This is a genomic window from Leifsonia sp. NPDC058248 (genome assembly GCF_042881905.1).
GTDB lineage: Bacteria > Actinomycetota > Actinomycetes > Actinomycetales > Microbacteriaceae > Leifsonia.
Genome location: NZ_JBHVXB010000012.1, coordinates 45434 through 69545 on the forward strand (window position 1 = coordinate 45434; position 24112 = coordinate 69545).

The following is a 24112-nucleotide window of genomic DNA, read 5'->3' on the forward strand; positions in this document are numbered from 1 at the left end:
ACGTCATCCGCGGACGTACCGCAGCAGCAGCGTGTCGCCGGAGACCAGGGCGTGCGCGAGACGCAGGCCGACCGGCGCGATCGGCGACGCTCCGGCGGAGATACGCGTGGCGACGCCGGCCTCCAGCCGCGGGCTCATCGTGAGGCACAGCTCGTCGAGCTCGACCGCCGCGATCAGGTCGCCGAACAGATGCGGCCCTCCCTCGCAGTGGATGCGGCCCAGACCGCGCTCGCGGAGCACCCGCACCAGGACATCCGCCTCCACGCGTTCGTGGCCGCACACGATGACGTCCGCCACCTCGGCCAGCGCCTCACGGAAGTCGGGGCGGGCGATCTCGGTGGTGAGGACGATCGGGCGCTCCGGCGCATCCGTGAAGATCGGGCTCGCCGGGTCGAGGTCCAGGCTGGCCGACACGATCGCGAACACCGGATGCTCGGTCAGGCCGTTCGCGACCCGCGCGCGCATCGATGCCTCGTCGACCCGCATCGCGCTGTAGCCCTCAGCGCGCACCGTGCCCGCTCCGACCACGACCACGTCGCAGAGGCGGCGCAGGATGCCGAACACGCGCTGGTCCGCCCCGTTGGAGAGACCCTCCGACAGACCCTCGTGGGTGGCAGCGCCGTCGACGCTGGTGACGAAGTTCACGCGCACCCAGGGCAGTTCGTCGGCCCCCACGGAGTAGAGCGCGGCGATGTCGTCGTCGCTGAGTTCGTCGACGACGGGCGGCGGAAGCACTTTGCCGATGGTGGGTTCAGTCATTCGCGTCTCCCAGGTTGTGGCGGAGGTAGGCGGGTTCGCGCAGCCCGAGGATCGCCGCGGTCATGCGCGCCGCAGCGACGGAGGCAATCACATCGTGCATCCGGATGATGCGGGCGCCGTTCACGATCGACACTACGGCGGCGGCGATGGACCCTTCGCGCCGCTCCGTGCGGTCGGCGTCGAGGGTCTCGCCGATGAAGTCCTTGTTGGACACCGCGGCGAGGGTCGGGAGGCCCAGGTCGGCGATCACGCTCAGCCGCCGGGTCAGCTCCAACGAGTGCAGGGTGTTCTTGTTGAGATCGTGGCCGGGATCGATCACCAGGCGGTCCTCCGGGATGCCCGCGGCCATCGCCCTCTCGACACGGTCGGCCAGGAATTCGGCGACCTCGCGGGCGATGTCGTCGTAGTGCGGGCGCGGGTAGCTCGTGCGCGGAGCGGCGAGGCTGTGGGTGATCACCAGCGTCGCCTCGCTGTCGGCGACGACCGGGAGGAGCCTCGGGTCGCTGAGGCCGGTGGTGTCGTTGATGACCGTCGCGCCCGCCTCGATCGCCGCACGGGCGATCTCGGCGTGGAACGTGTCGACCGAGATCACGACGTCTGATCCCGCGCGCAGCTCGGCGATGACGGGCAACACCCGTTCGGCCTCCTCCTCCACCGGGATGGGTGCGCCGGGAGCGAACGGAGCCCCGCCGATGTCCACCCAGTCGGCGCCGTTCTCGACCGCCTCGAAGCCGGCGGCGACCGCGCGGTCGAGCACGAAGGTGCGGCCCTGGTCGAAGAACGAGTCGGGCGTGCGGTTGACCACGGCCATGACGGCGACCTGGCGTGAGAAGTCGAAGGTGCGGGCGCCGATGGTGCGGACGGGGAAGCGGAGGGGCGGCAGGTACATGGGGTGGGCGTCGGGCTGCATGGTGCGGACGGGCTGGGCGTCCGGGCGGGCGTCAGAGGGAGGCAAGGTCCACGCTCTCGTCGGTCAGGCGCTCGCGGGTGACCCGGACGCCCTCGCGGATCAGCCGCTGGACCTCTTCGTTGACGTCCCACACATTCACGTTCATCCCGGCCACCACGCGGTCGTCGTGCAGCCAGAACGCGATGAACTCGCGCGCCCCCTCGTCGCCGCGGATGACGACCTCGGCGTCGGCCGCGAGCGGCGCGTAACCCGAATACTCCATGCCCAGATCGTATTGGTCGGAGTAGAAGTACGGGATGTCGTCGTAGGCCGCGTCCTCCCCCAGGATGCTGCGTGCGGCGACCGTGCCGCCCGCGATGGCGTTCGCCCAGTGCTCGTTGCGCAGGTGCCGGCCGATGGCCCGGAGGTACGGGTCGGCCACGTCTCCGACCGCGTAGACGTCTTCCGCGCTGGCGCGCATCCCGGCGTCGACCAGGATGCCGTTCCCGAGCCGCAGCCCGGAGCGCTCGCCGACCAGTGTGTTGGGCGCCGCTCCCACGCCGACGACCACGATGTCCGCCGGCAGCCGCTCCCCCGTGCTCGTGACGACCTCCCGCGGGCCTTCGTCGCTGCCGTCGATGGCGACCACGGAGGCTCCGTTGCGGAACTCGACCCCGTTGTCGCGGTGCAGCTGCTCGAACATCCGGCCGAGCTGCACGCCGATCGCCGCCGAGAGGGGGACCGCGGAGTGTCCGAGCACCGTCACCTCGTTGCCGTATCCGCGGGCGGCGGCGGCGACCTCCAGCCCGATCCAACCCGAGCCGACGATCACCACGCGGCGGCCGCCGATCGCCAGGGCCGCGCGCAGCCATTCACTCTCGTCGATGGTGCGCAGCACGAACACCGCGCCGTGGCCCGCCCCGGGGACCGTCAAGCGCCGCGGGCTCGCACCGGTCGCGAGCACCAGGCTGTCGAAGGTGAGCCGGCTGCCTCCGGCGACGAACAACTCGTGGGCCGGTCCGTCGAACGAGCCGGCCATCGTCTCCGGCAGGAATTCGACGTCGTGCTGCGCGTACCAGTCATCCGGATGCACGAACGCTTCGGACCTCTCGGCGTCGCCTTTGAGGTACTCCTTCGACAGCGGCGGGCGGATGTACGGGTGGTGCGCCTCGGCGCCGAGGAGGAGGATGCGGCCCTCGTACCCGCGCTCGCGCAGTTGGGTGGCGGTGGTCGCTCCCGCGAGACCGGCCCCGGCGATGATGACGGTGGGTGTGGGCATGGCGTCCTCCTTGCGCGTGTCCTCTCAGCATCCACCGTTCACACCGGCCTCGCCAGAGCCATGTACTCACGGCACACCGTGGACTCACAGGTTGGATTCAGCTAACGCGCAGATACTGGTCTGCATGAACGCCGGACCCCGTATTCTCATCGTCGACGACGAGCCCAACATCCGCGATCTTCTCACCACCAGCCTCCGCTTCGCCGGGTTCGCCGTGCGCGCGGTCGGCAACGGTGCTCAAGCCATCTCCGCGGTCCTCGAAGAGGAGCCCGACCTGATCATCCTCGACGTGATGCTCCCCGACATGAACGGCTTCGGAGTCACCAAGCGCCTGCGCGGCGCCGGCTACACCGCGCCGATCCTGTTCCTCACGGCGAAGGACGACACCGAAGACAAGATCACCGGCCTCACCGTCGGTGGCGACGACTATGTGACGAAACCGTTCAGCCTCGACGAGATCGTCGCCCGCATCAAGGCCATCCTGCGCCGCACGATGCAGGCCGACGAAGACGCCGTCATCCGTGCCGGCGAGCTGACGATGGACCAGGACACCCACGAGGTGTTCGTCGGCGACACCGCGATCGAGCTCAGCCCCACCGAGTTCAAGCTGCTCCGCTACCTGATGCTCAACCCCAACCGGGTGCTCAGCAAGGCGCAGATCCTCGACCACGTCTGGGAGTACGACTTCAACGGGGACGCCGGCATCGTCGAGTCCTACATCTCGTACCTGCGCCGCAAGGTGGACGCGCACTCGAGCGAGCCGCTCATCCAGACCAAGCGCGGGTTCGGGTACATGCTCAAGGCTGCAAAGGTCTGACCGCGCACACCATGGCCACAGCTTGCTTTCGTAAACTGGCGGCCTGATGCACGCACGCCTACTCGATCGCTGGAACGCGATCTCCCTCCGCACCAAGATCACCGGCGTGACCGTGCTGATGCTGACGCTCGGACTGCTCGTCACGGGCATCGGAACGATGGCGATGCTCAAGCCCGTGCTGCTCAACCAGCTGGATGCCCAGCTCAACGCCGCCTCGCAGCCGAACAACCTCAACGCCTACCTCTACGGCAGCAGCTCGGACAGTGACAAGATCGCGTCCGACGGGAGCTCCTCGAACTACTTCGCGGCGCTCTACGACTCGGGCGGCAAGCTGGTGCGCGCCAACTGGGAGAACATCCCGGGGGCGCGTCGCCCGGCCGTCCCGAAGTCCCTCAACCTGGCCGACGGCAAGCAGTGGAGCCAGCAGGGCGCGATCAACCTGCCGAGCAAAGACGGCCACACGATCTACCGCGCGCTCACCCAGACCGTCACGCTGACGACGCCCGCCGGCTCGCTCGGCACCGCGATCGTGGCCACGTCCACCGGCCAGATCGACACGGTGATGGCGAGCTTCCTGGCGATCTTCCTCGGCTTCGGCGTCATCGTGGTCATCGTGGGCGCCGGTCTCACCCGGATGCTCGTGACCACGACGTTCGCCCCGCTGCGCGCGGTCGAGGAGACGGCGGCATCCATCGCCGACGGAGACTTCAGCCAGCGGCTCGGCGGCGCCACCCCCAACACCGAGGTCGGCCGCCTCAACCGCTCGCTCAACACGATGCTGAACCGCATCGACCGCGCCTTCAACGACCGCGCCAGGACCATCGACCAGATGCGCCGGTTCGTCGGCGACGCCAGCCACGAGCTGCGCACCCCGCTCGTCTCTGTCCGCGGCTACGCCGAGCTGTACCGGATGGGCGCCCTCCAGACGCCCGAAGACGTCGCCCAGGCGATGGACCGCATCGAGAAGGAGGCCATCCGCATGGGTGTCCTCGTCGAAGACCTCCTGGAGCTCGCGCGACTCGACGAGACCAAACCGCTCGACCTGCATCCGGTCGACCTCGTGCCGATCGCGCGCGACGCCGCTATGGATGCGATGGCCGGCTCTCCCGGACGCGTCGTCACGGTGCTGACCCCCGACGCCATCCTGCGCCCCCGTGTCCAAGCGGACGAGCCGGGCCTCGACACGGTGCCGATGGCCGTCCCCGAGCCCGCCGCGAAAGCGTCCAGCTCGACCGGGCCGATCTCGTTCGCCGGGGCGACGATCGCACGCCTCCGCAGCCGCCGCCCGCGGCGCGCCGGCTCGACCCTCCAGGTGGAGACGGCCGAGCAGGTGCTGCTCCCGCAGGTGCCGGCGGCCGAGCCCGCGATCGTGATGGCGGAGGAGAACAAGATCCGTCAGGTGGTGACCAACCTGATGGGCAACGCGCTGCGCTTCACGAACAACGACAGCCCGATCGAGATCGTGGTGCAGGTCAACCACCAGACCGAACGTGCGATCCTCGAGGTGCGCGACCACGGCGAGGGCATCCCGCCGCAGATCCGCGAGAAGATCTTCCAGCGCTTCTGGCGGGCCGACACGTCGCGGACCCGCGAGACCGGCGGAAGCGGTCTCGGCCTCGCGATCGTGTCGTCGATCATCGCCGCCCACAACGGCACCGTCGAGGTCGTGGAGACCGAAGGGGGCGGCGCCACGTTCCGGATCTCGCTGCCGCTGGCCCGGTTCGCAGCCACACCCGAGACGGGCCTCCCGGCGAGCTGACGGCGCCGGGGGCGCCTCCCCGCAATCGAGTCCGGAGTTGTTGGGTCGAAATCGCTCGCTTCGACCCAGCAACTCCGGACTCGATTGCGTGAGGCGTCCCAGTGGCCTGGAGCACCCGGGCACGCAGAAGGGGCGCCTCCGCGAGGAGACGCCCCTTCAGGTGCTGCGGTGAGACTTAGAAGTCCATGCCGCCGGTCGGGTCGCCGGCCGGGGCCGGGTTCTTCTCCGGCTTGTCGGCGACGACGGCCTCGGTGGTGAGGAACAGGCCCGCGATGGACGCCGCGTTCTGCAGCGCCGAGCGGGTGACCTTCACCGGGTCGTTGATGCCGGCGGCGAGCATGTCGACATACTCGCCGGTCGCGGCGTTGAGGCCGTGGCCCACCGGGAGGTTGCGGACCTTCTCGACGACGACGCCGGCCTCGAGGCCTGCGTTGATCGCGATCTGCTTGAGCGGGGCCTCGATGGCGACACGCACGATGTTCGCGCCCGTCGCCTCGTCGCCGGTCAGCTCGAGCTTCTCGAAGGCGGTCTTGCCGGCCTGGATGAGGGCGACGCCACCACCGGCGACGATGCCCTCTTCGACGGCGGCCTTGGCATTGCGCACGGCGTCTTCGATGCGGTGCTTGCGCTCCTTGAGCTCGACCTCGGTGGCCGCTCCGGCCTTGATGACCGCAACACCGCCGGCGAGCTTCGCCAGGCGCTCCTGCAGCTTCTCACGGTCGTAGTCGCTGTCGGTGTTCTCGATCTCCTTGCGGATCTGGGACACGCGTCCCGCGATCTGCTCAGCGTCGCCGGCACCTTCGACGATCGTGGTTTCGTCTTTGGTGACGATGACCTTGCGGGCCGAACCGAGCAGGTCGAGCGTCGCGTTCTCGAGCTTGAGGCCGATCTCCTCGGAGATGACCTGGCCGCCGGTGAGGATCGCGATGTCCTGCAGCTGCGCCTTGCGGCGGTCGCCGAAGCCGGGGGCCTTGACGGCGACCGACTTGAAGATGCCGCGGATCTTGTTCACGACGAGCGTGGCCAGAGCCTCGCCGTCGACGTCCTCCGCGATGATCAGGAGCTGCTTGTTGGCCTGGATCACCTTGTCGACGATCGGGAGCAGGTCTTTGATGCTCGAGATCTTCTGGTTGGCGATCAGGATGTACGGGTCTTCGAAGACCGCTTCCTGGCGCTCGGGGTCGGTGACGAAGTACGGGTTGAGGTAACCCTTGTCGAAGCGCATGCCCTCGGTGAGCTCGAGGGTGGTGCCGAAGGTGTTCGACTCCTCGACGGTGACGACACCCTCTTTGCCGACCTTGTCGATGGCCTCGGCGATCAGGTCGCCGATCTCGGCGTCGCCGGCGGAGATGGACGCGGTGGCGGCGATCTCCTCCTTGGTCTCGACCTCCTTGGCGTTGGCGATGAGCTCGGTCGTCACAGCGGCGACGGCCTTCTCGATGCCACGCTTCAGGGTGATGGGGTCGGCACCGGCGGCCACGTTGCGGAGGCCTTCCTTGACCAGGGCCTGTGCGAGCACGGTGGCCGTGGTGGTTCCGTCGCCGGCCACGTCATCGGTCTTCTTGGCGACCTCCTTGACGAGCTCGGCGCCGATCTTCTCGTAGGGGTCGTCGAGCTCGATCTCCTTGGCGATCGAGACGCCGTCGTTGGTGATCGTGGGGGCGCCCCACTTCTTCTCGAGCACGACGTTGCGACCGCGCGGGCCAAGCGTCACCTTCACGGTGTCGGCCAGGATGTTCAGGCCACGCTCGAGGCCGCGGCGCGCGTCCTCGTTGAAAGCAATGATCTTTGCCATGGTTGTTTCTCGTCCCTCCCGGACGTCTGCGAAAGATGCGAATAGTTAGCACTCGATCAGATGGAGTGCTAAAAGCGATTCTGGCACTCGGGGCTGGAGAGTGCAAGGCGAGTCCCCTGTCAGCAGACAGAAGAGCTCAGCAGACAGAAGAGCGCCGCCCCTCGGGAGGGCGGCGCTCATTCCTTGGTTGGTTGCTGCGTGCTACGCCGGACGCACCGACTCGGCCTGCGGGCCCTTCTGGCCGCTGCCGACTTCGAATACGACCTGCTGGCCCTCCTCGAGGACCTTGTAGCCGCTCATGTCGATCGCGGAGTAGTGAACGAAAACGTCCTGTCCCCCACCTTCGACGGTGATGAAGCCGTAGCCCTTCTCAGCGTTGAACCACTTCACGGTTCCGTTCGCCATGCATTACTCCCATTGCTGTGTTTCGTAGCGACGGCCCATCACCGGCGCGTTGAATCCAGATACTAATGCTTTCATTCCAAGTAATCACCAGTGATTACGGGATTCGAACGGGAAATGACGAGAATTCGTTGGAAGTTAAACACGCATGAAACATGGACCGGTTCCGTCGGCCCCGGCGGCGGGGATCAGCCCTTGTAGTCGCTGCCGACGACGACCGTCAGATCGGCGCCCGTCTCCACGTAGTCCTGCGTCACGGCGATCTTCGCCCCCGGCAGGGACTGCACGACGCCGAGAGCTGCCGCCTGGTTCTTCGGGTCGGAGTAGTAGACGACGGTCTGCGTGAGGTTGTTGTCGCTGGCGTTGGCGCGCGCGCCCACTTTCCAGCCCGCGGCCTGGAGGGTGTCGCCCACCTTGTTGGCGAGGCCCGCCGTGGCGGTTCCGTTCAAGACGTTGACCGAGAGCGCGGGGTTGACCGTCGGGGTGATGGTCGGAGTCGGGGTCGGAGTCTTCGTCGGTGTGGCGCTCGGCGAGCCGAGCTTGCCTGTGAACGAGTTCCCACCGTCGACCAGCGACAGCCCGAAGACCCCGAGCCCCACCAGCACCACCGTGGCGAGCGCCGCCCAGCCGAACCCGATCCAGCCGCGGCCCTTCGGTCGTGGCGCGCGGTGGGCGCCGACGCGGTGCAGATCGTCGGGGATCGTGTCGAAACGGTCCTTCGGGTACTTCTCAGCCATCGTGTCGGTGGTCCTCAGTCGTCGGACGCAAGCGTCCGGGTGCTTCTGGCGGCCAGGCGTGCCTCACGCAGTCGCTGGAGCCGCTTGACGAGCATCGGGTCGTGCTGCAGGGCAGCGGGCGAGTCGATCAACGCCCCAAGCAGCTGATAGTACCGTGCCGCGGACAGGCCGAACTCCTCGCGGATGGCCTGCTCCTTGGCGCCGGCGTGACGCCACCACTGGCGCTCGAAGGCGAGGATCGCCGCGTCGCGCTCGCTCAGCCCGGTGTCGGGATGGCCGGCGGATGCCCGGTCGTCTGCCGCGTTCGCCACCCTCACGCCCTTCCGTTGCCGCCGTTGATCGCTGCCGTATCTCTCCGCCGCCGTCTTCCCGCTGCTCGGGGACATGCTATCCGCGCGATTCTGTGTGTTGCCCCAAGCCCTGCGGCAGGTCGCCGCGAACCTCGAACCGCGGACGTGGCGCGTAATAGAGGACGGAACCGGGAACAGGGACGCGGGTCCGTCCGTTTAGGGTTGTGTCTGACGAAAGGACCCCGCCATGAACTACGACGTCACCAAGAGCAACGATGAGTGGCGCGAGGAGCTCAGCCCCGAGCAGTACGCCGTCCTCCGCGAGGCCGCGACGGAGCGTCCGTGGACCGGCGAGCTCCTCGACGAGGGCCGCGCCGGCCTCTACACCTGTGCCGCCTGTGGCGCCGAGCTGTTCAAGTCCGGCACGAAGTTCGACTCCGGATGCGGCTGGCCGAGCTTCTACGAGTCGGTGCGTCCCGAGGCGGTCCAGCTCCTCGAGGACCGCAGCCTCGGCGTCGTGCGCACGGAGGTGCGCTGCGCATCCTGCGGTTCGCACCTCGGCCACGTCTTCGACGACGGCTTCGGCACGCCGACCGGCGACCGCTACTGCATGAACTCGATCTCGCTCAACTTCACTCCCGGCGAGTGACGGTGCGGCCGATCGTCGACGCCGTCGCCGGGCGTCGTTCCTACTCGCGCGTCACGGAGCAGGCTCCCACGCATGAGGAGCTCCTCGCGCTGGTGGCCGCGGCCGGCCGTGTGGCGGACCACAGCGCCATGCACCCGTGGCGGCTCATCGAGCTCCGCGGAGCCGCACGGGTTCGGCTCGGGGACGCCTTCGTGAAGGACGCCCGCGCGACCGGCCCCGACGCCGAGAAGCTCGCGTCCAAGCCGCTGCGCTCGTCGCTTCTGCTGGCGATCGTGTCGGTGCGGACGAAGAGCGAGAAGGTGCCCGGCTGGGAGCAGGACGCGGTCGCGTCGGGTGTCGCGCACATCCTGAGCCTGCTCCTGCACGACGCCGGCTGGGGCGTCATGTGGCGCACCGGCCACCACACACGCTCCAAAGCCGTACACAAGATGCATGGCCTCGTGAAGAACGAGCGGCTGCTCGGCTGGCTGTACGTCGGCGGCATCCCGGAGGACTCGAAGGAAGGTCACCGCAAGAGCATCGACCCCGGGCGCTTCCTCAGCGCACTCGAGTAGGCAGCCGCCGCCACCGGATGCTCGCGACCGCGACGGCCACGAGGGCGAGCAGGGTTCCCGCGACGGTCGAGAAGGCCACCGGATGCGCGGCGCTCGGCGCGAACAGGTCGAGCAGCAGCGCGGAGAGCAGCTGACCGGCGATCGTCGCCAGACCGAGCACGAGCACGCCCGTCACGCGCACGAGGAGCGCGACACCGCCGATGAACACGCAGCCGATCGCCCCTCCGAGGTAGAGCCACGGCTCCGGCGGCAGCGGCTTCGGCCAGCCCGCGAATGCCGTGTGCACGAGCATCAGCACGAGCAGCACGGCCGTGCCGAGCACGAAGTTGACGAAGGTCGCGGCGAGCGCGCTCTGCGCCACCACCCGCACCTGGCCGTTCACCGCCTGCTGCCAGCCGATTCCGAGGCCGGCGAGGAGCGGGAGCACGAGCATCCAGACCGGGACGTCGCCTCCCAGCTGGCCCGACACTGCCCAGATGACGGCGAAGAGCGCGAGGACCGCACCGACGACCCGCGGGGCACTGAGCGGCCGGGGACCGCCCGGGCCGAGCCCGATGCGGTCGAAGACGAGTCCGCTGATCGTCTGGCCGGCCACTGTGGCCACGGTGAACAAGGCGACGCCGAGGACGGCCGCGGTGAGGCTCTGCGAGAGCACGAAGAACGCGCCGGCCGCCCCGCCGCCCACGTACCACCAGCGGAGTCCGCCGTCACGAAGCGCCGTGCGGACCCGGGCGAGCCCCCGACGGCCGGCCGGAGCCACGGCCAGCCCGATCATGAGGATCACGAGGCCGGACCCGAAGGAGATCAGCGCGGCGGCGAACCCGTCGCCGAGCCGCCTCCCGAGCTCGCCGTTGATCTGGGACTGGACGGCGGCGAGCGCCCCGCAGAGCACCGCGAAGACGATCGCGAGCCACAGGGGCAGGCGGGAACTCGGCGTCGGGGTCACCGCTCAAGCCTAGGGCGACGAGGCCGCGATCCGAACGCCGCGTTCGGGTCTCAGGGCGCGGGCGCCTCGCCGTCGGTCGGCTCGGGCTCGGGCAGCCACGGGATGTTCTCCTCGGGCGCCACCAGTCCCTCGTCGCTCAGGTCGTGGTCGGCGTCGTGCTCTTCCGGCTTCTTGTCGGTCATGCCTCACACCGTACGCTCACGCCGTGCGCTCGCGCCGGTGGGGCGTCGGTGAGCAGGGCGAGCGGCGACTCGACGGCGTCGGCGACATCGCGGAGCATCCCGGCCGCCACCCCACCGTCGGTCACCCGGTGGTCGAACACGAGCGACAGCTGGGCGATCCGGCGCGGCACCACGGCACCGTCGACGACCCACGGGCGCTCGATCATCCGGCCGATCCCGAGGATCGCGACCTCGGGGTGGTTGATGATGGCGGCGCTGCCGTCGACGCCGAGACTGCCGTAGTTGTTGATCGTGAAGGTGGAGCCGGTCAGGTCGGCGGGAGCGAGCGAACCCTCCCGGGCCAGCCGGGTGAGGCGCTCGAATGCGGCGTCGAGCTCGCGGATGGTCATCCGGTCGGCCCTGCGCACCACGGGCACGACGAGGCCGCGCGGCGAGTCGACGGCGAAGCCGAGATTGACGCCCTCGAAGGTCTCCAGGCCCGCGCCGTCGGCGGTGACGCGCCCGGCGAGCTCGGGCCGCCGGGCGAGGGCGGCGAGAGTGAAGCGGGCGATGAAGGAGAGCAGTGACGGCGTGCGGTCGCCGAGCTGGATGCGGCGGCGGGCATCCCACAGCTCGGTCGCGTCGACGTCGACCCACACCGTCGCCTCGGGGATCTCGGTGCGGCTGCGGGTCATGTTCGCGGCGACAGTGCGGCGGAACAGGCCGAACGGTGTGCTGGCCGCGACCGTCAGGCCGGTGCGCGAGTCGAGCTCACCGGACTCCGGGACGAGGTCGGCGTCTTCCGACGGGACGCCGGCCGGGGTGGTCACCGGCTCCGGATGCCCGGCGAGCGCCGCCTCCACATCGCGCCGGGTGATGACGCCGCCCTCTCCCGACGGCGCGATCGACGAGAGGTCGACCCCGTGGGTGCGGGCGAGCGTGCGGACGACCGGCGAGATCACCGGCACGACGCGCGGGGCGGAGGCCGGCGCGGCGGCGGGAGCTGGGGCTGAGGCTGCGGCTGGGGCTGGGGCCGCGACGGTGGCGACGACCGGAGGGGCATCCGTGCCGGTGACGGTGGATGCCCGTCCGCGACGCCGCCGCACGGAATGGGTCGAATCGGTCGTGCCGTAGCCGACCAGCACATGACCTGAGCCGCCGGACTCGGCGGGAGGGGGCGTCTCCGACTCGGCTGCCGCCGGCTCGCGCACCTCGATGAGCGGGGCGCCCACGGCGAGCGCCTCCCCCTCGTCGCCGTGCAGAGCCTCGATGACGCCCGCGTACGGCGAGGGAACCTCGACCACCGACTTGGCGGTCTCGACCTCGGCGATCGGCTGGTCGATCGCGACCTCGTCGCCGACGGCGACCAGCCAGCGCACCAGCTCGGCCTCGGTCAGTCCCTCACCGAGGTCGGGGAGCGTGAAGACCCGGGCGGTCATGCGTCCTCCCACTGCAGGTCGTCGACGGCGTCGAGGATGCGGTCGACCCCGGGCAGGTAGTAGGACTCGAGCTTGGGCGGCGCGAACGGGGTGTCGAAGCCCGTGACACGACGAACCGGCGCCTGGAGGTAGTGGAAGCAGCGTTCGGAGACCCGTGCCGCGATCTCGGAGGCCATGCTCGCGAATCCGGGAGCCTCGGCGACCACGACGACGCGGCCGGTCGAGCGGACGGCCTCGCAGACGGTCTCGTCGTCGAACGGCACCAGGCTGCGCAGATCGATCACCTGCAGACTGCGGCCCTCCTCCTCCGCGGCCTCGGCGGCGGCGAGCGCGACCGGCACCGATGGGCCGTACGCGATGAGGGTGGCGTCCGTCCCCTCGCGGGCGATGCGGGCACGGCCCAGCTCGGGCACGGGTGCGGCCAGGTCCACCTCGCCGGTCGACCAGTAGAGCTTCTTCGGCTCGAGGAAGATCACCGGGTCGGGGAAGGCGATGGCGGCACGCAGCAGGCTGTAGGCGTCCTGCGGCGTGGCCGGCGAGACGACCGTGAGACCGGGCGTGTGCACGTAGTAGGCCTCCGACGAGTCGGAGTGGTGCTCGACGCCGCCGATCCCTCCCGCATACGGGATGCGGATGACCATCGGCAGGCGCACGGCACCCCGAGTGCGGTTGCCCATCTTGGCGACGTGGTCGACCACCTGCTCGAAAGCCGGGTATGCGAACGCGTCGAACTGCATCTCGACCACCGGGCGCATCCCGTTCATGGCCAGGCCGACGGCGGTGCCGACGATGCCGGCCTCCGCGAGAGGGGTGTCGAAGCAGCGCTGCTCGCCGAAACGGGCCGTGAGCCCGTCGGTGATGCGGAAGACGCCGCCGAGCACTCCGACGTCCTCGCCGAAGACGAGCACGGACGGGTCGGCCTCGAGGGAGTCGGCGAGGGCGCGATTGAGCGCCTGGGCCATCGTCATCGTCGACACCGACGAAGGCTCCGGCTGCGCGGTCGGTGCATCGTGCATGAGCGTCATCGGGCGGCCTCCTCGGCAGCGAGCATCGCCGCCTGCTCGCGCAGTTGCGGCGTGGGGGTGGCGTAGACGAAAGCGAACAGATCTTCGGGATGCGGCACGGCCTCGGCGTTCACGGCGGCGCGCAGGTCGGTGGCGACGCGCTCGGCCTGGGCGTGGAACTCGGCGTCGTCGCCTTCGCTCAGGGCGCCCTGCTCGCCGAGCCAGGTGCGCAGCCGCGTGAGCGGGTCGCGGGCCAGCCAGGGCTGCACCTCCTCGTCGGTGCGGTAGCGGGTGGCGTCGTCGGCGTTCGTGTGCGACTGGATGCGGTAGGTGACGGCCTCGACGAGCGTCGGCCCGCCGCCGGCGCGCGCCCCGTCGACCGCTTCACCCAGCACGGACAGCAGAGCGGCGAGATCGTTGCCGTCGACGCGCCGGCCGGGCATCCCGTACCCGATGCCCTTGTGGGCGATCGAGGGCGCCGCGGTCTGACGGCTGAGCGGCACGGAGATCGCGTAGCCGTTGTTCTGCACGAGGAAGACGACCGGGAGGTGGAAGACGGCGGCGAAATTGAGGGCCTCGTGGAAGTCGCCCTCGCTGGTGGCCCCGTCGCCGCACAGTGCGACGACGACGGTGTCCTCGCCGCGCATCCGGGCCGCCTGTGCGAACCCGACGGCGTGCAGCAGCTGCGTGGCCAGCGGGGTGGCCTGCGGGGCGATCCGGTGCTCACGGGGGTCGTAGCCGGAGTGCCAGTCGCCGCGCAGCAGCACGAACGCGTCGAACGGGTCGACGCCGCGGGTGATCACGGCGACGGTGTCGCGGTAGGTGGGGAACAGCCAGTCGTCCTGGCCCAGCACCATGGCGGCGGCGACCTCGCACGCCTCCTGCCCGTACGACGACGGATACACCGCGAGCTTGCCCTGGCGCACGAGCGCGTTGGCCTGGTCGTTGATGCGGCGGCCGACGACGAGATGCCGGTAGCCCGTCACCAGACGGTCGAGGGTCGGGGTCGGGTACTGGTCGTCCGGGTGGGACGAACCGTCCTGATCGATGAGCCGCACCGGGGTGTCGCGCGGCAGCAGGGATTCGGCGTGCATCCGTTCTCCTTCGAAAGACGTCACTTCTTCTCAGCATGACTTCGCTGGACCCCGGATGCCATTCGCACGCTGATTTCGAGACGCGAGCGGTGCTGGGGGCGGTTTCGATGGCAGACTGTCTTCAACCGACCCGATGGAGGGCAGCCCGTATGGACGAAATCGACTCGCGCATCGTGGATGCCCTGCGCGCCGACGGCCGCGCCTCGATCACGGCGGTCGCCGACGCGGCGCACGTGTCGCGGGCGAACGCGTACAGCCGGCTCTCCCGACTGCTCGACGACGGTGTGATCACGGGGTTCACGGCCAAGGTGGACCCGGCCCGCTCGGGCCGCGGATCGTCGGCGTACGTGACGATGCGGGTGGAGCAGGCGTCGTGGCACGAGCTCCGCGACCGGCTGCGGGCGATCCCCGAGGTGGAGCATTTCGCGCTGGTCGGCGGCGACTTCGACGTGATCCTGCTGGTGCGGGCACGCGACAACGAGGACCTGCGGCGCGTGGTGCTGGAGGAGCTGCCGGCCATCCCGTCGGTGCGCGACACCAAGACGTCGCTCATCTTCGAGGACCACGACACGCGCTGAGTCGCGCTGCCGGCCGTCGTTCGCCCGGAGCTGTCGCCATCCCGGGCGTGTCGGCGACAGCTACTGGCGAACGAGCGCCGGCCGCGCGAGTTGTGGCCGGACGGCGGGTCTGCGAGGATACTTCCTGACCGTTCGTTCGGTAAATGGGCGAGCGCAGAAGCGACGACGAAGTCGGGAGTGGGAAGCATGGCGGAGGCCTACCTGGTGGGCGGGGTTCGCACGGCGACCGGCCGGTACGGCGGCGCGCTGGCGGGAGTGCGCCCGGACGATCTGGCCGCGCTCGTCGTCGCCGAGGCCGTGCGCCGCGCCGGCATCGACCCTGCGCTCGTCGACGAGGTGATCCTCGGAGCGGCCAACCAGGCCGGCGAGGACAACCGGAACGTCGCCCGCATGTCCGTGCTGCTGGCGGGGCTGCCGGACTCCGTGCCCGGCGTCACCGTCAACCGGCTGTGCGCCTCGGGACTGACGGCCGTGACCATGGCGGCCCAGAGCATCCGGGCCGGCGACGCGGACCTTGTGATCGCCGGCGGCGTCGAGTCGATGACGCGCGCGCCGTGGGTGCAGGCGAAGCCGGAGAAGGCGTTCGCGAAGCCGGGAGCGCAGTTCGACACGTCGATCGGCTGGCGCTTCGCGAATCCGCGGCTGCAAGCCCGCGACAAGGCGACGTATTCGATGCCGGAGACCGCCGAGGAGGTGGCGCGGCTCGACCGGATCAGCCGCGAGGACGCGGACGCGTTCGCCCTGCGGAGCCACCGGCGCGCGGCCGAAGCCGTCGACGCCGGCCGGTTCGCCGACGAGATCGTGGCCGTCGAGACCGCGCGCGGCGCCGTGAGCGTCGATGAGGGCATCCGGCGCGACACCAGCCTGGAGGCCCTCGCCGCCCTGCGCCCCGTCGTGAGCGGAGGGAGCGTGGTCACGGCCGGCAACTCGTCGCCGCTCAACGACGGCGCCTCGGCGCTGGTCGTCGCCAGCGGTGAGGCGGTCGAGCGATACGGGCTGACGCCGCGCGCCCGGGTGGTCGTGGGCGCCAGCGTAGGCGTCGCGCCCGAGGTCATGGGGCTCGGGCCGGTCCCGGCCACCGAGAAGGCGCTCGCGCGCAGCGGGCTCACGGTCGGCGACCTCGGCAGCATCGAGCTCAACGAGGCGTTCGCGAGTCAGGCTCTCGCGTGCATCCGGAGACTCGGCCTCGCCGAAGAGCGGGTGAACGCCGACGGGGGCGCGATCGCACTCGGGCACGCGCTCGGCTCCAGCGGCTCGCGCCTGCTCGTCACCCTGCTCGCCCGGATGGAACGGGAGGACTCCCGCTACGGGCTCGCCACGATGTGCGTGGGCGTCGGACAGGGGTCGGCCCTCATCGTGGAGCGACCATGACTCCGGATGCCCGCCCGCAGACGATCCTCGTCGACGAACGCGACGACCGGGTGATCGTCACGCTGAACCGTCCGGAGTTCCGCAACGCGATCGATCAGCGGATGGTCGTCGAACTGCACGCGATCTGCGAGGCGCTGGAACAAGCGCCGCGCATCCTGATCCTCACCGGCGCCGGCGGCGTGTTCGCGTCGGGGGCCGACATCGCCGAGCTGCGCGAGCGCCGGGCGGCCGACGCGCACCGCGGTATCAACGTCGGACTGTTCACCCGGGTGGCGGCTCTGCCGATGCCGGTGATCGCAGCCCTCGACGGCTACGCTCTGGGCGGCGGGGCCGAACTGGCCTACGCCGCCGACTTCCGGCTCGGCACTCCGCGCCTGCGGATCGGCAACCCGGAGACGGGCCTCGGCATCATCGCCGCGGCCGGGGCGCTCTGGCGTCTGCCCGAGCTGGTGGGCGTGCCGCTCGCCAAGGAGATCGCGCTGGCCGGGCGGGTGCTCACCGGTGAGGAGGCGCTCGCCGCGCGGCTCGTCACCGAACTGCACGAACCGGATGCCCTCCTGCCGGCCGCCCACGCGCTCGCCGACCGGATCGCCGTCAACGACCCGCTCGCCACGCAGTACACGAAGGCGGTGCTCCACGCGGGCCGCGGCGAGCATCCGCGGGCCGAGCAGGAAGCCCAGGCCGTGCTGTTCGAGTCGCCCGAGAAGCAGCGCCGGATGACCGAGTTCCTCGAGCGGAGGCAGAGACGATGAGCGTACCGGAACGGGTCGCGGTGATCGGCGGCGGCCGGATGGGTGCGGGGATCGCGCACGCCTTCCTGATGGCCGGTGCGCACGTGACCGTGATCGAGCGCGACGACGAGGCCGCAGCCGCAGCGCAGGAGCGGGTGGAGGCCGCGGTCGCCGCGAGCGTCCAGCGCGGCCTCGGGCGACCGGCCGCGGACACCCTCGTGGTGACCACCGACTGGCAGCGCCTCCGGGACGCCGCCCTGGTGATCGAGGCGGTGCCGGAGGATCGCGAGCTCAAGGTCGAGGCGCTGCGCCGCGCGGAGGACCTGCTGCTCGACGACGCGGTGCTGGCGACGAACACGTCGTCCATCTCGATCGACGACCTCGCTACGGGCATCCGGAGACCCTCGCTGTTCCTCGGCCTGCACTTCTTCAACCCCGTACCGCCCTCCGCCCTCGTCGAGGTCGTGGTCGGGACGGCGACGGACCCGGCGGTGGTCGCGAAGGCCGAAGGATGGGTCGGCGACCTCGACAAGACGCCCGTGACCGTGAAGGACTCCCCCGGGTTCGCGTCGTCGCGGCTCGGCGTGCTGCTCGGGCTCGAGGCGATCCGGATGCTCGAAGAGGGCGTCGCGAGCGCCGACGACATCGACGCCGCGATGGTGCTCGGCTACAAGCATCCGCTCGGGCCGCTGCGACTGACCGACCTGGTGGGCCTGGATGTGCGCCTCGGCGTCGCGGAGTATCTGAGCGAACGTCTCGGCCCGCGCTTCGAGCCGCCGGAGCTGCTGCGCCGCCTCGTCGCCGAGGGGCACCTCGGACGGAAGACCGGGCGCGGGTTCTACGAGTGGCCGAGCCCTGCGCCGACCGCACCGAGCCCTAAGCCTGCCGCACCGAACCCTCAGCCTGCCGCTCCGGGGCGTCGATGATGAGGTTGGTGATGCGGGCCGTGCAGATGCGGTTGCCGTCCTCGTCGGTGAGCACGATCTCGTGCGACGCGATCGTGCGTCCGAGCCGGATGGCCGTCGCCACCCCGGTGACCAGGCCCGAGCGCGCCGCCCGATGGTGCGTGGCGTTGATGTCGACGCCCACCGCGGAGCGGCCGGGACCGGCGTGGATGACCGCCGCCCACGAGCCCAGCGCCTCCGCGAAGGCGACGGATGCTCCCCCGTGCAGCAGCCCGAACGACTGGCGGTTGCCCTCGACCGGCATCGTCGCCACGACGCGTTCCGCGGACTGCTCCAGGATGCGCACGCCCATTTTCTCGTCGAGCTCGCCGAGCTCGATCGTCCAGTCAGAGTCGGCCATGGGCACAGCATACCCAGCCGCGTTCGAGGAGGTTTCGTGATGAGTGAGCCCGGCGCCGTGCCCGGCATCCTGCCCAGTTTCGTGAAGGGCGCGTGGTGGACCCCCGACGACGCGAGCCTCGGCGCCGGCGCTGTGTCGGAGGTGGTCGACTCCTCGACGGGCGCACCGGTCACCCGGGTCAGCACGGCCGGCCTCGACCTGGCGGGCGCGCTCGACTACGCCCGCACGGTCGGCCAGGAGTCGCTCGGCGAGCTGACCTTCCACCAGCGTGCGATGGTGCTGAAGCAGCTGGCGCTGGCCCTGACCGAGCGCAAGGCCGAGCTCTACGAGCTGTCGAGCCGCGCGGGCGCGACGAAGTCCGACTCCTGGGTCGACATCGACGGCGGCATCGGCGTGCTCTTCACGTACTCGTCGAAGGGCCGCCGCGAACTGCCCAATGCACGCGTCTACGTCGACGGTGCGCCCGAGGTCCTGTCGAAGGACGGCTCGTTCCTCGGTCAGCACGTGTACACCCGGCTCCCCGGGGTCGCGGTGCAGATCAACGCGTTCAACTTCCCGGTATGGGGCGCCCTCGAGAAGTTCGCCCCCGCCTTCCTCGCTGGGTTGCCGACCGTGATCAAGCCGGCGACGCCGACGGCGTTCCTCGCCGAGGCGATGGTGCGTGTTCTCGTCGATTCCGGCCTCCTGCCCGACGGATCCCTGCAGCTCGTCTCCGGCGCCGTCCCCGGCCTGTTCGACCACCTGCGCCTCGGCGACCTGGTGGCCTTCACCGGCTCCGCCTCGACCGCCGAGCGGCTGCGCGCCAACGACTCGGTGCAGACCGGCGGCGTGAGGTTCACGAGCGAGACCGACTCGATCAACGCGTCGGTGCTGGGTCCCGATGCGGTGACCGGCACCCCGGAGTTCGACGCGTACGTGAAGCAGCTCGTCGTCGAGCTCACGGCGAAGGCCGGCCAGAAGTGCACCGCGATCCGCCGGGCGATCGTGCCGGCGCCGCTGATGGACGACGTGGTCGCCGCCGTGCGCGCCCGCATCGACGAGCGGGTCGTGCTCGGCGACCCACGCGCGGAGGGTGTGACGATGGGCCCGTTGGTCTCCCAGGCGCAGCGCGACGAGGTGCTGCGGCAGGTGGCGCGTCTGGCGCAGGCCGGCGGAGAGATCGTCATCGGCGGGCTCGACCGGCCGACCGTGGTGCGCGCCGACGGCTCGCTCGGCGTGGCGCCGGAGGGCGCGTTCGTGTCTCCGATGGTGCTGCGGTTCGCGGACGCGGAAGCCGACGCCCTGCACACTGTGGAAGCGTTCGGGCCGGTCGCCAGCATCCTTGGCTATTCGACGTCGGCCGACGCCGCGCGGCTCGTCGCCCGGGGCGGCGGGTCCCTGGTGACGAGTGTGGCGACCCACGATCCGGCGGTCGCCCTCGAGCTGGTCACCGAGATGGCCGCGTACAACGGGCGCGTGCTGCTGCTCGACCGCGACGACGCGCGCACCTCCACCGGCCACGGCTCGCCGGTGCCGCACCTGGTGCACGGCGGGCCCGGGCGGGCCGGCGGCGGCGAGGAGCTCGGCGGGATCCGCGCGGTGCTGCACCACATGCAGCGCACAGCGATCCAGGGCTCCCCCGAGATGCTGACGGCGATCACGGGGGTCTGGCATCAGGGGGCCGCGACGACCCCGGATGGCGCGCATCCGTTCCGCAAGTCGCTCAGCACGCTCGCGATCGGCGACCAGGTGCTGAGCGAGTCGCGCACGGTCACGCTCGACGACATCGAGACCTTCGCCTCGTTCACCGGCGACACCTTCTACGCCCACATGGACGAGGAGGCGGCGGCCGCGAACCCGTTCTTCCCGGGCCGGGTGGCCCACGGCTACCTGCTGGTCTCGTGGGCGGCCGGACTGTTCGTCGACCCGGCGCCGGGGCCGGTGCTCGCCAACTCGGGGCTGGAGAACCTGCGGTTCGTGACGCCCGTGTCGCCCGGCGACAGCATCCGGGTCGCGCTCACCGCCAAGCAGATCACGCCGCGTGAGACCGACGACTACGGCGAGGTGCGCTGGGACGCGGTGATCTCGAACCAGCGCGACGAGACGGTGGCCACCTACGACGTCCTGACCCTCGTCGCGAAGTCCTGACGCGTTCCACTTCGTTGAGGGGCGTCGAACGCACGGAAATCCGGTGATTTCAGCTGCGTTCGCCACCCCTCAATGGGATGTGACGGCCTCAGGGGGTCAGGGGGTGCGGAGGCCGTCGAAGGCCAGGGCGAGGAGGTCGTCGGCGAGCTGGGCCGGCGTCTCGGGGCCGTCGGGCCGGTACCACTCGACGATCGAGTTGATCATGCCGAACAGCAGCCGCGAGACGATGCCGGCGTCGATGTCCGAGCGCAGCGAGCCCTCGTCGCGGGCCTCCACCACGAGGTCGGCGACGGCCCGGTCGAAGGCGCGCCGGCGGGCGAGGGCGGCCCGCTCCATATCCGTGTTGCCGCGCACGCGCAGCAACAGGGTGACGTAGGGCAGTTTGTCGGTGAGCACGGCGACGGCTCCCCGCAGCACGAATGCGAGGCGGTCTGCGGCGCTGCCGGTCGTGGCCCCGGATTCGGCGAGCACGCCTTCGAGTCCGTCCAGCGCTTCGTCGAGGGCGAGCGCGAGGAGATCGTCTTTCGACGCGACGTGGTGGTAGATCGCCGATTTGGAGAGGCCGAGGCGCTCGGCGAGCATCCCGATCGAGGTGGCGTCGTAGCCGTACTCGTTGAAGGCGGCGACGGCGACCAGCAGGATGCCGCGCTGGTCGTAGCCCGGCCGGCCCCGTCGCATCGCAGTCTCGGTCATGGCCTCAAGTGTGGCACGCGCCGGGCGGTCCGGGATATACTAACCGAACGATCAGTTAGTAATTCAGGAGTGTCAATGACGACCGCCACAACGCTGACGCCGGACCAGCACAGCGAGACGCCCGAGCAGCAGCGCTTCGACGAGCTTCTCGCCGCCGACTCCCGCGTCGAGCCCCGCGACTGGATGCCCGACGACTACCGCCGCTCGCTCATCCGGCAGATGGCCCAGCACGCGCACTCCGAGATCATCGGCATGCAGCCGGAGGCCAACTGGATCACGCGCGCTCCGAGCCTGAAGCGCAAGGCCATCCTGATGGCCAAGGTGCAGGACGAGGCCGGGCACGGACTCTACCTCTACTCCGCCACGCAGACCCTCGGCATCACGCGCGACGAGATGACCGAGCAGCTCATCGCCGGCAAGGCCCGCTACTCCTCGATCTTCAACTACCCGACGGTCAGCTGGGCCGACATGGGCGCGATCGGCTGGCTGGTCGACGGCGCCGCCATCTGCAACCAGGTGCCGCTCTGCCGCGCCTCCTACGCGCCGTACGGCCGGGCGATGGTGCGCATCTGCAAAGAGGAGTCGTTCCACCAGCGGCAGGGCTTCGAGATCCTGCTCTCGCTCATGCGCGGCACGCCCGCGCAGCAGGAGATGGCGCAGGATGCCGTGAACCGCTGGTACTGGCCGTCGCTGATGATGTTCGGTCCGCCCGACGACGACTCGCCCAACTCGGCGCGTTCGATGGCGTGGAAGATCAAGCGGTTCTCCAACGACGAGCTGCGCCAGCGGTTCGTGGGGATGCTTGTGCCGCAGGCCGAGGTGCTCGGTGTGACGCTGCCCGACCCCGACCTCCGCTGGAACGAGGAGCGCCAGGCGTACGACCTCGGGCCGATCGACTGGACCGAGTTCCACGAGGTGCTCGCCGGTCGCGGACCGTGCAACGCGCAGCGGATGCAGCGCAGGCGCGAGGCCCACGAGGACGGCCGCTGGGTGCGCGAGGCCGCCGCAGCATACGCCGCGCGCGAAGCCGGCCAGCCGGCGCCGGGCGCCCACGACAGTGCAGAGGCGGCCGCCTGATGTCCGCTCCCGGAACCCCCGACACCGCGCATCCGGAGACCTGGCCGCTCTGGGAGGTGTTCGTGCGCTCCAGCCGCGGGCTCAGCCACGTGCACGTCGGCTCGCTGCACGCCCCCGACGAGACGATGGCGGTGCGCAACGCCCGCGACCTCTACACGCGCCGCAGCGAGGGCGTCTCGATCTGGGTGGTGCCGTCCGACGCGATCACCGCGAGCGACCCGGATGCGAAGGGCGCGTTCTTCGAGTCCCCCGCCGGCAAGAACTACCGGCACGCCACCTACTACACCGCGAGCGAAGGGGTGAAGCACCTGTGAGCGATGCCGATTTCGACGCGCACGGTCACGTCGAGCTGACCGCCGTCACGCTCGAGAGCGAGTTCGCGACCGGCGACGAGCAGGCCACCCCGGAGGTCGCCGAGTACGCCCTCTGGCTCGGCGACGACTCGCTGATCCTCGCCCAGCGACTCGGCGCCTGGATCTCGCGCGCCCCCGAGCTCGAAGAGGATGTGGCGCTGGCCAACATCGGCCTCGACCTGCTCGGCCACGCGCGCTCGCTGCTACGGTACGCGGGCACGGCATCCGGTCGCTCCGAGGATGACCTGGCCTACTGGCGCGACGAGCACGAGTTCCGCTCGGCGCACCTGTTCGAGCAGCCGAACGGGGACTTCGCGCACACCATCGTTCGCCAGTTCGCCGCCGCCCACTACCTGTTCGAACTGTACGACCGGCTGCGCGCATCCGCCGACCCGGTGCTGGCGGCCGTCGCCGCGAAAGCGGTCAAGGAGGTCGACTACCACCGCGACCACGCCGACCAGTGGATGCTCCGCCTGGCGCTCGGCACGGTCGAGTCGCGCCGGCGTGTGACCATCGCGCTGGCCGACCTGTGGCCGACGGTCGCCGAGCTGTTCGTCGACGAGCCGCTCCTCGACCGGCTGGAAGACGTCGCCCCGCGCCCGTCGAGCCTGCGTCCCGCGTTCGACGCGAGCGTGGAACCGGTGCTCCGCGAATGCGAGCTCGAGCCCCCGACGACGTTCGAGTCGGCGGGAGGCGGGCGGCGCGGCCGTCACTCCGAGTACCTGGGCCCGCTGCTGGCCGAGCTGCAGGTGCTCGCCCGTGAGCATCCGGGGGCGACCTGGTGACCGCGACGACGCTCTGGAGCACGCACAGCGCCGATGCCGCACGCGCCTGGGACACGGCCGCCGCGGTGCTCGACCCGGAGGTGCCGGTGCTCACGATCGACGACCTCGGCATCCTGCGCGAGGTCACCGTCACCGACGACGGCGTGCACGTGGTCGTCACCCCGACGTACAGCGGCTGCCCGGCGATGGACGCGATCCGCCAGGATGTGGTGCGTGCTCTCAGTGACGCCGGCTTCGGTCCGGTGACGGTGCAGCTCGCGCTCTCCCCGGCTTGGACCACCGACTGGATCAGCGACGCCGGCAAGGCCGCGCTCGAACGGTTCGGGATCGCGCCGCCCACCGGGCACGCCGCCGTGACCGGACCGGTCCGCGTAGCGATGGCCGTGAAATGCCCGCACTGCCAATCGCTCGAGACCCGCGAGATCTCGCGGTTCGGCTCGACCTCCTGCAAGGCGCTCTACGAGTGCGGCAGCTGCGGCGAGCCCTTCGACTACTTCAAGGCGTTCTGATGGGCGGCC

27 protein-coding genes are annotated in these 24112 nt (G+C 70.4%); 13 read left to right on the forward strand and 14 right to left on the reverse strand.

What is annotated here, in order from left to right; translation table 11 throughout:
* Positions 1-3: 3 nt before the first annotated feature.
* The 3 genes from ACFVV5_RS17350 to ACFVV5_RS17360 are packed head-to-tail and all read right to left on the reverse strand — an operon-like array spanning position 4 to position 2927.
* Complete coding sequence (locus ACFVV5_RS17350) at positions 4-759, reverse strand: pyrimidine reductase family protein (protein WP_387246580.1); 756 nt, start codon at positions 757-759, stop codon at positions 4-6.
* Positions 752-1648, reverse strand: coding sequence for a dihydropteroate synthase (gene folP, locus ACFVV5_RS17355; RefSeq protein ID WP_387246724.1), 897 nt, complete (start codon positions 1646-1648; stop codon positions 752-754). Before folP ends, ACFVV5_RS17350 begins: the two co-directional genes overlap by 8 nt.
* A 52-nt stretch (positions 1649-1700) precedes the next feature.
* The gene (locus ACFVV5_RS17360; RefSeq protein ID WP_387246582.1) at positions 1701-2927 is read right to left on the reverse strand and encodes an NAD(P)/FAD-dependent oxidoreductase; all 1227 of its coding nucleotides are present in this window, start codon (positions 2925-2927) and stop codon (positions 1701-1703) included.
* A 124-nt stretch (positions 2928-3051) separates the two neighbouring features.
* Here ACFVV5_RS17360 and ACFVV5_RS17365 point away from each other — a divergent pair, with 124 nt between their 5' ends.
* Together ACFVV5_RS17365 and ACFVV5_RS17370 are read left to right on the forward strand one after the other, a co-directional pair.
* Positions 3052-3744 carry a response regulator transcription factor gene (locus tag ACFVV5_RS17365; RefSeq protein WP_055895214.1) on the forward strand — a complete coding sequence of 231 codons (693 nt, stop codon included), beginning with the start codon at positions 3052-3054 and terminating at the stop codon, positions 3742-3744.
* 46 nt (positions 3745-3790) lie between these two features.
* Positions 3791-5503 (forward strand): sensor histidine kinase, encoded by a 1713-nt coding sequence (locus ACFVV5_RS17370; RefSeq protein WP_387246584.1) that lies wholly within the window; start codon positions 3791-3793, stop codon positions 5501-5503.
* A gap of 175 nt (positions 5504-5678) precedes the next feature.
* Here ACFVV5_RS17370 and groL read toward each other — a convergent pair whose 3' ends face one another.
* The 4 genes from groL to ACFVV5_RS17390 all read right to left on the reverse strand — a co-directional run bounded on the left by groL (position 5679) and on the right by ACFVV5_RS17390 (position 8754).
* The gene (gene groL / locus ACFVV5_RS17375; protein ID WP_387246586.1) at positions 5679-7298 is read right to left on the reverse strand and encodes a chaperonin GroEL; all 1620 of its coding nucleotides are present in this window, start codon (positions 7296-7298) and stop codon (positions 5679-5681) included.
* A gap of 201 nt (positions 7299-7499) precedes the next feature.
* Entirely contained in the window at positions 7500-7703 is a 204-nt protein-coding gene (locus ACFVV5_RS17380; RefSeq protein ID WP_387246588.1) for a cold-shock protein, read from the reverse strand.
* Positions 7704-7888: 185 nt separating this feature from the next.
* Entirely contained in the window at positions 7889-8437 is a 549-nt protein-coding gene (locus tag ACFVV5_RS17385; protein WP_387246591.1) for a LytR C-terminal domain-containing protein, read from the reverse strand.
* 14 nt (positions 8438-8451) lie between these two features.
* The gene (locus tag ACFVV5_RS17390) at positions 8452-8754 is read right to left on the reverse strand and encodes a DUF3263 domain-containing protein (RefSeq protein ID WP_387246593.1); all 303 of its coding nucleotides are present in this window, start codon (positions 8752-8754) and stop codon (positions 8452-8454) included.
* A 220-nt stretch (positions 8755-8974) separates the two neighbouring features.
* Here ACFVV5_RS17390 and msrB point away from each other — a divergent pair, with 220 nt between their 5' ends.
* Positions 8975-9376 (forward strand): peptide-methionine (R)-S-oxide reductase MsrB, encoded by a 402-nt coding sequence (gene msrB, locus ACFVV5_RS17395; protein ID WP_387246595.1) that lies wholly within the window; start codon positions 8975-8977, stop codon positions 9374-9376.
* Positions 9373-9930 carry a nitroreductase family protein gene (locus ACFVV5_RS17400; protein WP_387246597.1) on the forward strand — a complete coding sequence of 186 codons (558 nt, stop codon included), beginning with the start codon at positions 9373-9375 and terminating at the stop codon, positions 9928-9930. Before msrB ends, ACFVV5_RS17400 begins: the two co-directional genes overlap by 4 nt.
* On the opposite strand, the gene ACFVV5_RS17405 is transcribed toward ACFVV5_RS17400, so the two are convergent.
* The 5 genes from ACFVV5_RS17405 to pdhA are packed head-to-tail and all read right to left on the reverse strand — an operon-like array spanning position 9914 to position 14574.
* Positions 9914-10876, reverse strand: a complete 963-nt coding sequence (locus tag ACFVV5_RS17405; protein ID WP_387246599.1) for a DMT family transporter — start codon at positions 10874-10876, stop codon at positions 9914-9916. The genes ACFVV5_RS17400 and ACFVV5_RS17405 overlap by 17 nt on opposite strands.
* A gap of 50 nt (positions 10877-10926) precedes the next feature.
* The gene (locus tag ACFVV5_RS17410) at positions 10927-11058 is read right to left on the reverse strand and encodes a hypothetical protein (protein WP_387246601.1); all 132 of its coding nucleotides are present in this window, start codon (positions 11056-11058) and stop codon (positions 10927-10929) included.
* Positions 11055-12476, reverse strand: a complete 1422-nt coding sequence (locus tag ACFVV5_RS17415) for a dihydrolipoamide acetyltransferase family protein (RefSeq protein ID WP_387246603.1) — start codon at positions 12474-12476, stop codon at positions 11055-11057. The genes ACFVV5_RS17410 and ACFVV5_RS17415 overlap by 4 nt, the downstream gene beginning before the upstream one ends.
* Positions 12473-13501 carry an alpha-ketoacid dehydrogenase subunit beta gene (locus ACFVV5_RS17420; RefSeq protein ID WP_387246605.1) on the reverse strand — a complete coding sequence of 343 codons (1029 nt, stop codon included), beginning with the start codon at positions 13499-13501 and terminating at the stop codon, positions 12473-12475. The genes ACFVV5_RS17415 and ACFVV5_RS17420 overlap by 4 nt, the downstream gene beginning before the upstream one ends.
* Complete coding sequence (gene pdhA, locus ACFVV5_RS17425; RefSeq protein ID WP_387246607.1) at positions 13498-14574, reverse strand: pyruvate dehydrogenase (acetyl-transferring) E1 component subunit alpha; 1077 nt, start codon at positions 14572-14574, stop codon at positions 13498-13500. Before pdhA ends, ACFVV5_RS17420 begins: the two co-directional genes overlap by 4 nt.
* 149 nt (positions 14575-14723) lie before the next feature.
* Here pdhA and ACFVV5_RS17430 point away from each other — a divergent pair, with 149 nt between their 5' ends.
* The 4 genes from ACFVV5_RS17430 to ACFVV5_RS17445 all read left to right on the forward strand — a co-directional run bounded on the left by ACFVV5_RS17430 (position 14724) and on the right by ACFVV5_RS17445 (position 18180).
* Entirely contained in the window at positions 14724-15152 is a 429-nt protein-coding gene (locus ACFVV5_RS17430; RefSeq protein WP_387246609.1) for an Lrp/AsnC family transcriptional regulator, read from the forward strand.
* A 186-nt stretch (positions 15153-15338) separates the two neighbouring features.
* A complete protein-coding gene (locus tag ACFVV5_RS17435; RefSeq protein ID WP_387246726.1) occupies positions 15339-16523 on the forward strand; it encodes a thiolase family protein in 1185 nt (394 codons plus the stop codon).
* Positions 16520-17275 carry an enoyl-CoA hydratase/isomerase family protein gene (locus ACFVV5_RS17440; RefSeq protein WP_387246611.1) on the forward strand — a complete coding sequence of 252 codons (756 nt, stop codon included), beginning with the start codon at positions 16520-16522 and terminating at the stop codon, positions 17273-17275. The genes ACFVV5_RS17435 and ACFVV5_RS17440 overlap by 4 nt, the downstream gene beginning before the upstream one ends.
* A complete protein-coding gene (locus ACFVV5_RS17445) occupies positions 17272-18180 on the forward strand; it encodes a 3-hydroxyacyl-CoA dehydrogenase family protein (protein ID WP_387246613.1) in 909 nt (302 codons plus the stop codon). Before ACFVV5_RS17440 ends, ACFVV5_RS17445 begins: the two co-directional genes overlap by 4 nt.
* On the opposite strand, the gene ACFVV5_RS17450 is transcribed toward ACFVV5_RS17445, so the two are convergent.
* Complete coding sequence (locus ACFVV5_RS17450; RefSeq protein WP_387246615.1) at positions 18131-18559, reverse strand: PaaI family thioesterase; 429 nt, start codon at positions 18557-18559, stop codon at positions 18131-18133. The genes ACFVV5_RS17445 and ACFVV5_RS17450 overlap by 50 nt on opposite strands.
* A 39-nt stretch (positions 18560-18598) precedes the next feature.
* Here ACFVV5_RS17450 and paaZ point away from each other — a divergent pair, with 39 nt between their 5' ends.
* Positions 18599-20686, forward strand: coding sequence for a phenylacetic acid degradation bifunctional protein PaaZ (gene paaZ, locus ACFVV5_RS17455; RefSeq protein WP_387246617.1), 2088 nt, complete (start codon positions 18599-18601; stop codon positions 20684-20686).
* Positions 20687-20782: 96 nt separating this feature from the next.
* Here the strand turns inward: paaZ and ACFVV5_RS17460 are convergent, their stop codons facing one another.
* Positions 20783-21379 carry a TetR/AcrR family transcriptional regulator gene (locus ACFVV5_RS17460; protein WP_387246619.1) on the reverse strand — a complete coding sequence of 199 codons (597 nt, stop codon included), beginning with the start codon at positions 21377-21379 and terminating at the stop codon, positions 20783-20785.
* Between the two features lie 75 nt (positions 21380-21454).
* On the opposite strand from ACFVV5_RS17460, the gene paaA reads away from it, so the two are divergent.
* From paaA to paaD, 4 genes are read left to right on the forward strand one after another with little or no spacing between them, the layout of a single operon-like run.
* Positions 21455-22456 (forward strand): 1,2-phenylacetyl-CoA epoxidase subunit PaaA, encoded by a 1002-nt coding sequence (gene paaA, locus ACFVV5_RS17465; RefSeq protein ID WP_387246621.1) that lies wholly within the window; start codon positions 21455-21457, stop codon positions 22454-22456.
* A complete protein-coding gene (paaB, locus tag ACFVV5_RS17470) occupies positions 22456-22770 on the forward strand; it encodes a 1,2-phenylacetyl-CoA epoxidase subunit PaaB (RefSeq protein ID WP_387246623.1) in 315 nt (104 codons plus the stop codon). The genes paaA and paaB overlap by 1 nt, the downstream gene beginning before the upstream one ends.
* Positions 22767-23594: a 1,2-phenylacetyl-CoA epoxidase subunit PaaC gene (paaC, locus tag ACFVV5_RS17475; protein WP_387246625.1), complete on the forward strand. Its 828-nt coding sequence runs from the start codon at positions 22767-22769 to the stop codon at positions 23592-23594. The genes paaB and paaC overlap by 4 nt, the downstream gene beginning before the upstream one ends.
* Positions 23591-24103: a 1,2-phenylacetyl-CoA epoxidase subunit PaaD gene (gene paaD / locus ACFVV5_RS17480; protein WP_387246627.1), complete on the forward strand. Its 513-nt coding sequence runs from the start codon at positions 23591-23593 to the stop codon at positions 24101-24103. The genes paaC and paaD overlap by 4 nt, the downstream gene beginning before the upstream one ends.
* Positions 24104-24112: the final 9 nt, after the last annotated feature.

What these genes read in the sequence shown, in the direction of transcription:
- pdhA (WP_387246607.1), bottom strand. Translation starts at nt 14,574, where the DNA reads ATGCACGCCGAATCCCTGCTGCCGCGCGACACCCCGGTGCGGCTCATC.
- groL (WP_387246586.1), bottom strand. Translation starts at nt 7,298, where the DNA reads ATGGCAAAGATCATTGCTTTCAACGAGGACGCGCGCCGCGGCCTCGAG.
- paaZ (WP_387246617.1), top strand. Translation starts at nt 18,599, where the DNA reads ATGAGTGAGCCCGGCGCCGTGCCCGGCATCCTGCCCAGTTTCGTGAAG.
- ACFVV5_RS17360 (WP_387246582.1), bottom strand. Translation starts at nt 2,927, where the DNA reads ATGCCCACACCCACCGTCATCATCGCCGGGGCCGGTCTCGCGGGAGCG.
- ACFVV5_RS17385 (WP_387246591.1), bottom strand. Translation starts at nt 8,437, where the DNA reads ATGGCTGAGAAGTACCCGAAGGACCGTTTCGACACGATCCCCGACGAT.
- paaB (WP_387246623.1), top strand. Translation starts at nt 22,456, where the DNA reads ATGTCCGCTCCCGGAACCCCCGACACCGCGCATCCGGAGACCTGGCCG.
- ACFVV5_RS17450 (WP_387246615.1), bottom strand. Translation starts at nt 18,559, where the DNA reads ATGGCCGACTCTGACTGGACGATCGAGCTCGGCGAGCTCGACGAGAAA.
- ACFVV5_RS17380 (WP_387246588.1), bottom strand. Translation starts at nt 7,703, where the DNA reads ATGGCGAACGGAACCGTGAAGTGGTTCAACGCTGAGAAGGGCTACGGC.
- ACFVV5_RS17460 (WP_387246619.1), bottom strand. Translation starts at nt 21,379, where the DNA reads ATGACCGAGACTGCGATGCGACGGGGCCGGCCGGGCTACGACCAGCGC.
- ACFVV5_RS17365 (WP_055895214.1), top strand. Translation starts at nt 3,052, where the DNA reads ATGAACGCCGGACCCCGTATTCTCATCGTCGACGACGAGCCCAACATC.
- ACFVV5_RS17370 (WP_387246584.1), top strand. Translation starts at nt 3,791, where the DNA reads ATGCACGCACGCCTACTCGATCGCTGGAACGCGATCTCCCTCCGCACC.
- paaA (WP_387246621.1), top strand. Translation starts at nt 21,455, where the DNA reads ATGACGACCGCCACAACGCTGACGCCGGACCAGCACAGCGAGACGCCC.
- ACFVV5_RS17420 (WP_387246605.1), bottom strand. Translation starts at nt 13,501, where the DNA reads ATGACGCTCATGCACGATGCACCGACCGCGCAGCCGGAGCCTTCGTCG.
- ACFVV5_RS17445 (WP_387246613.1), top strand. Translation starts at nt 17,272, where the DNA reads ATGAGCGTACCGGAACGGGTCGCGGTGATCGGCGGCGGCCGGATGGGT.
- ACFVV5_RS17440 (WP_387246611.1), top strand. Translation starts at nt 16,520, where the DNA reads ATGACTCCGGATGCCCGCCCGCAGACGATCCTCGTCGACGAACGCGAC.
- ACFVV5_RS17350 (WP_387246580.1), bottom strand. Translation starts at nt 759, where the DNA reads ATGACTGAACCCACCATCGGCAAAGTGCTTCCGCCGCCCGTCGTCGAC.
- ACFVV5_RS17430 (WP_387246609.1), top strand. Translation starts at nt 14,724, where the DNA reads ATGGACGAAATCGACTCGCGCATCGTGGATGCCCTGCGCGCCGACGGC.
- msrB (WP_387246595.1), top strand. Translation starts at nt 8,975, where the DNA reads ATGAACTACGACGTCACCAAGAGCAACGATGAGTGGCGCGAGGAGCTC.
- folP (WP_387246724.1), bottom strand. Translation starts at nt 1,648, where the DNA reads ATGTACCTGCCGCCCCTCCGCTTCCCCGTCCGCACCATCGGCGCCCGC.
- ACFVV5_RS17435 (WP_387246726.1), top strand. Translation starts at nt 15,339, where the DNA reads ATGGCGGAGGCCTACCTGGTGGGCGGGGTTCGCACGGCGACCGGCCGG.
- ACFVV5_RS17410 (WP_387246601.1), bottom strand. Translation starts at nt 11,058, where the DNA reads ATGACCGACAAGAAGCCGGAAGAGCACGACGCCGACCACGACCTGAGC.
- ACFVV5_RS17415 (WP_387246603.1), bottom strand. Translation starts at nt 12,476, where the DNA reads ATGACCGCCCGGGTCTTCACGCTCCCCGACCTCGGTGAGGGACTGACC.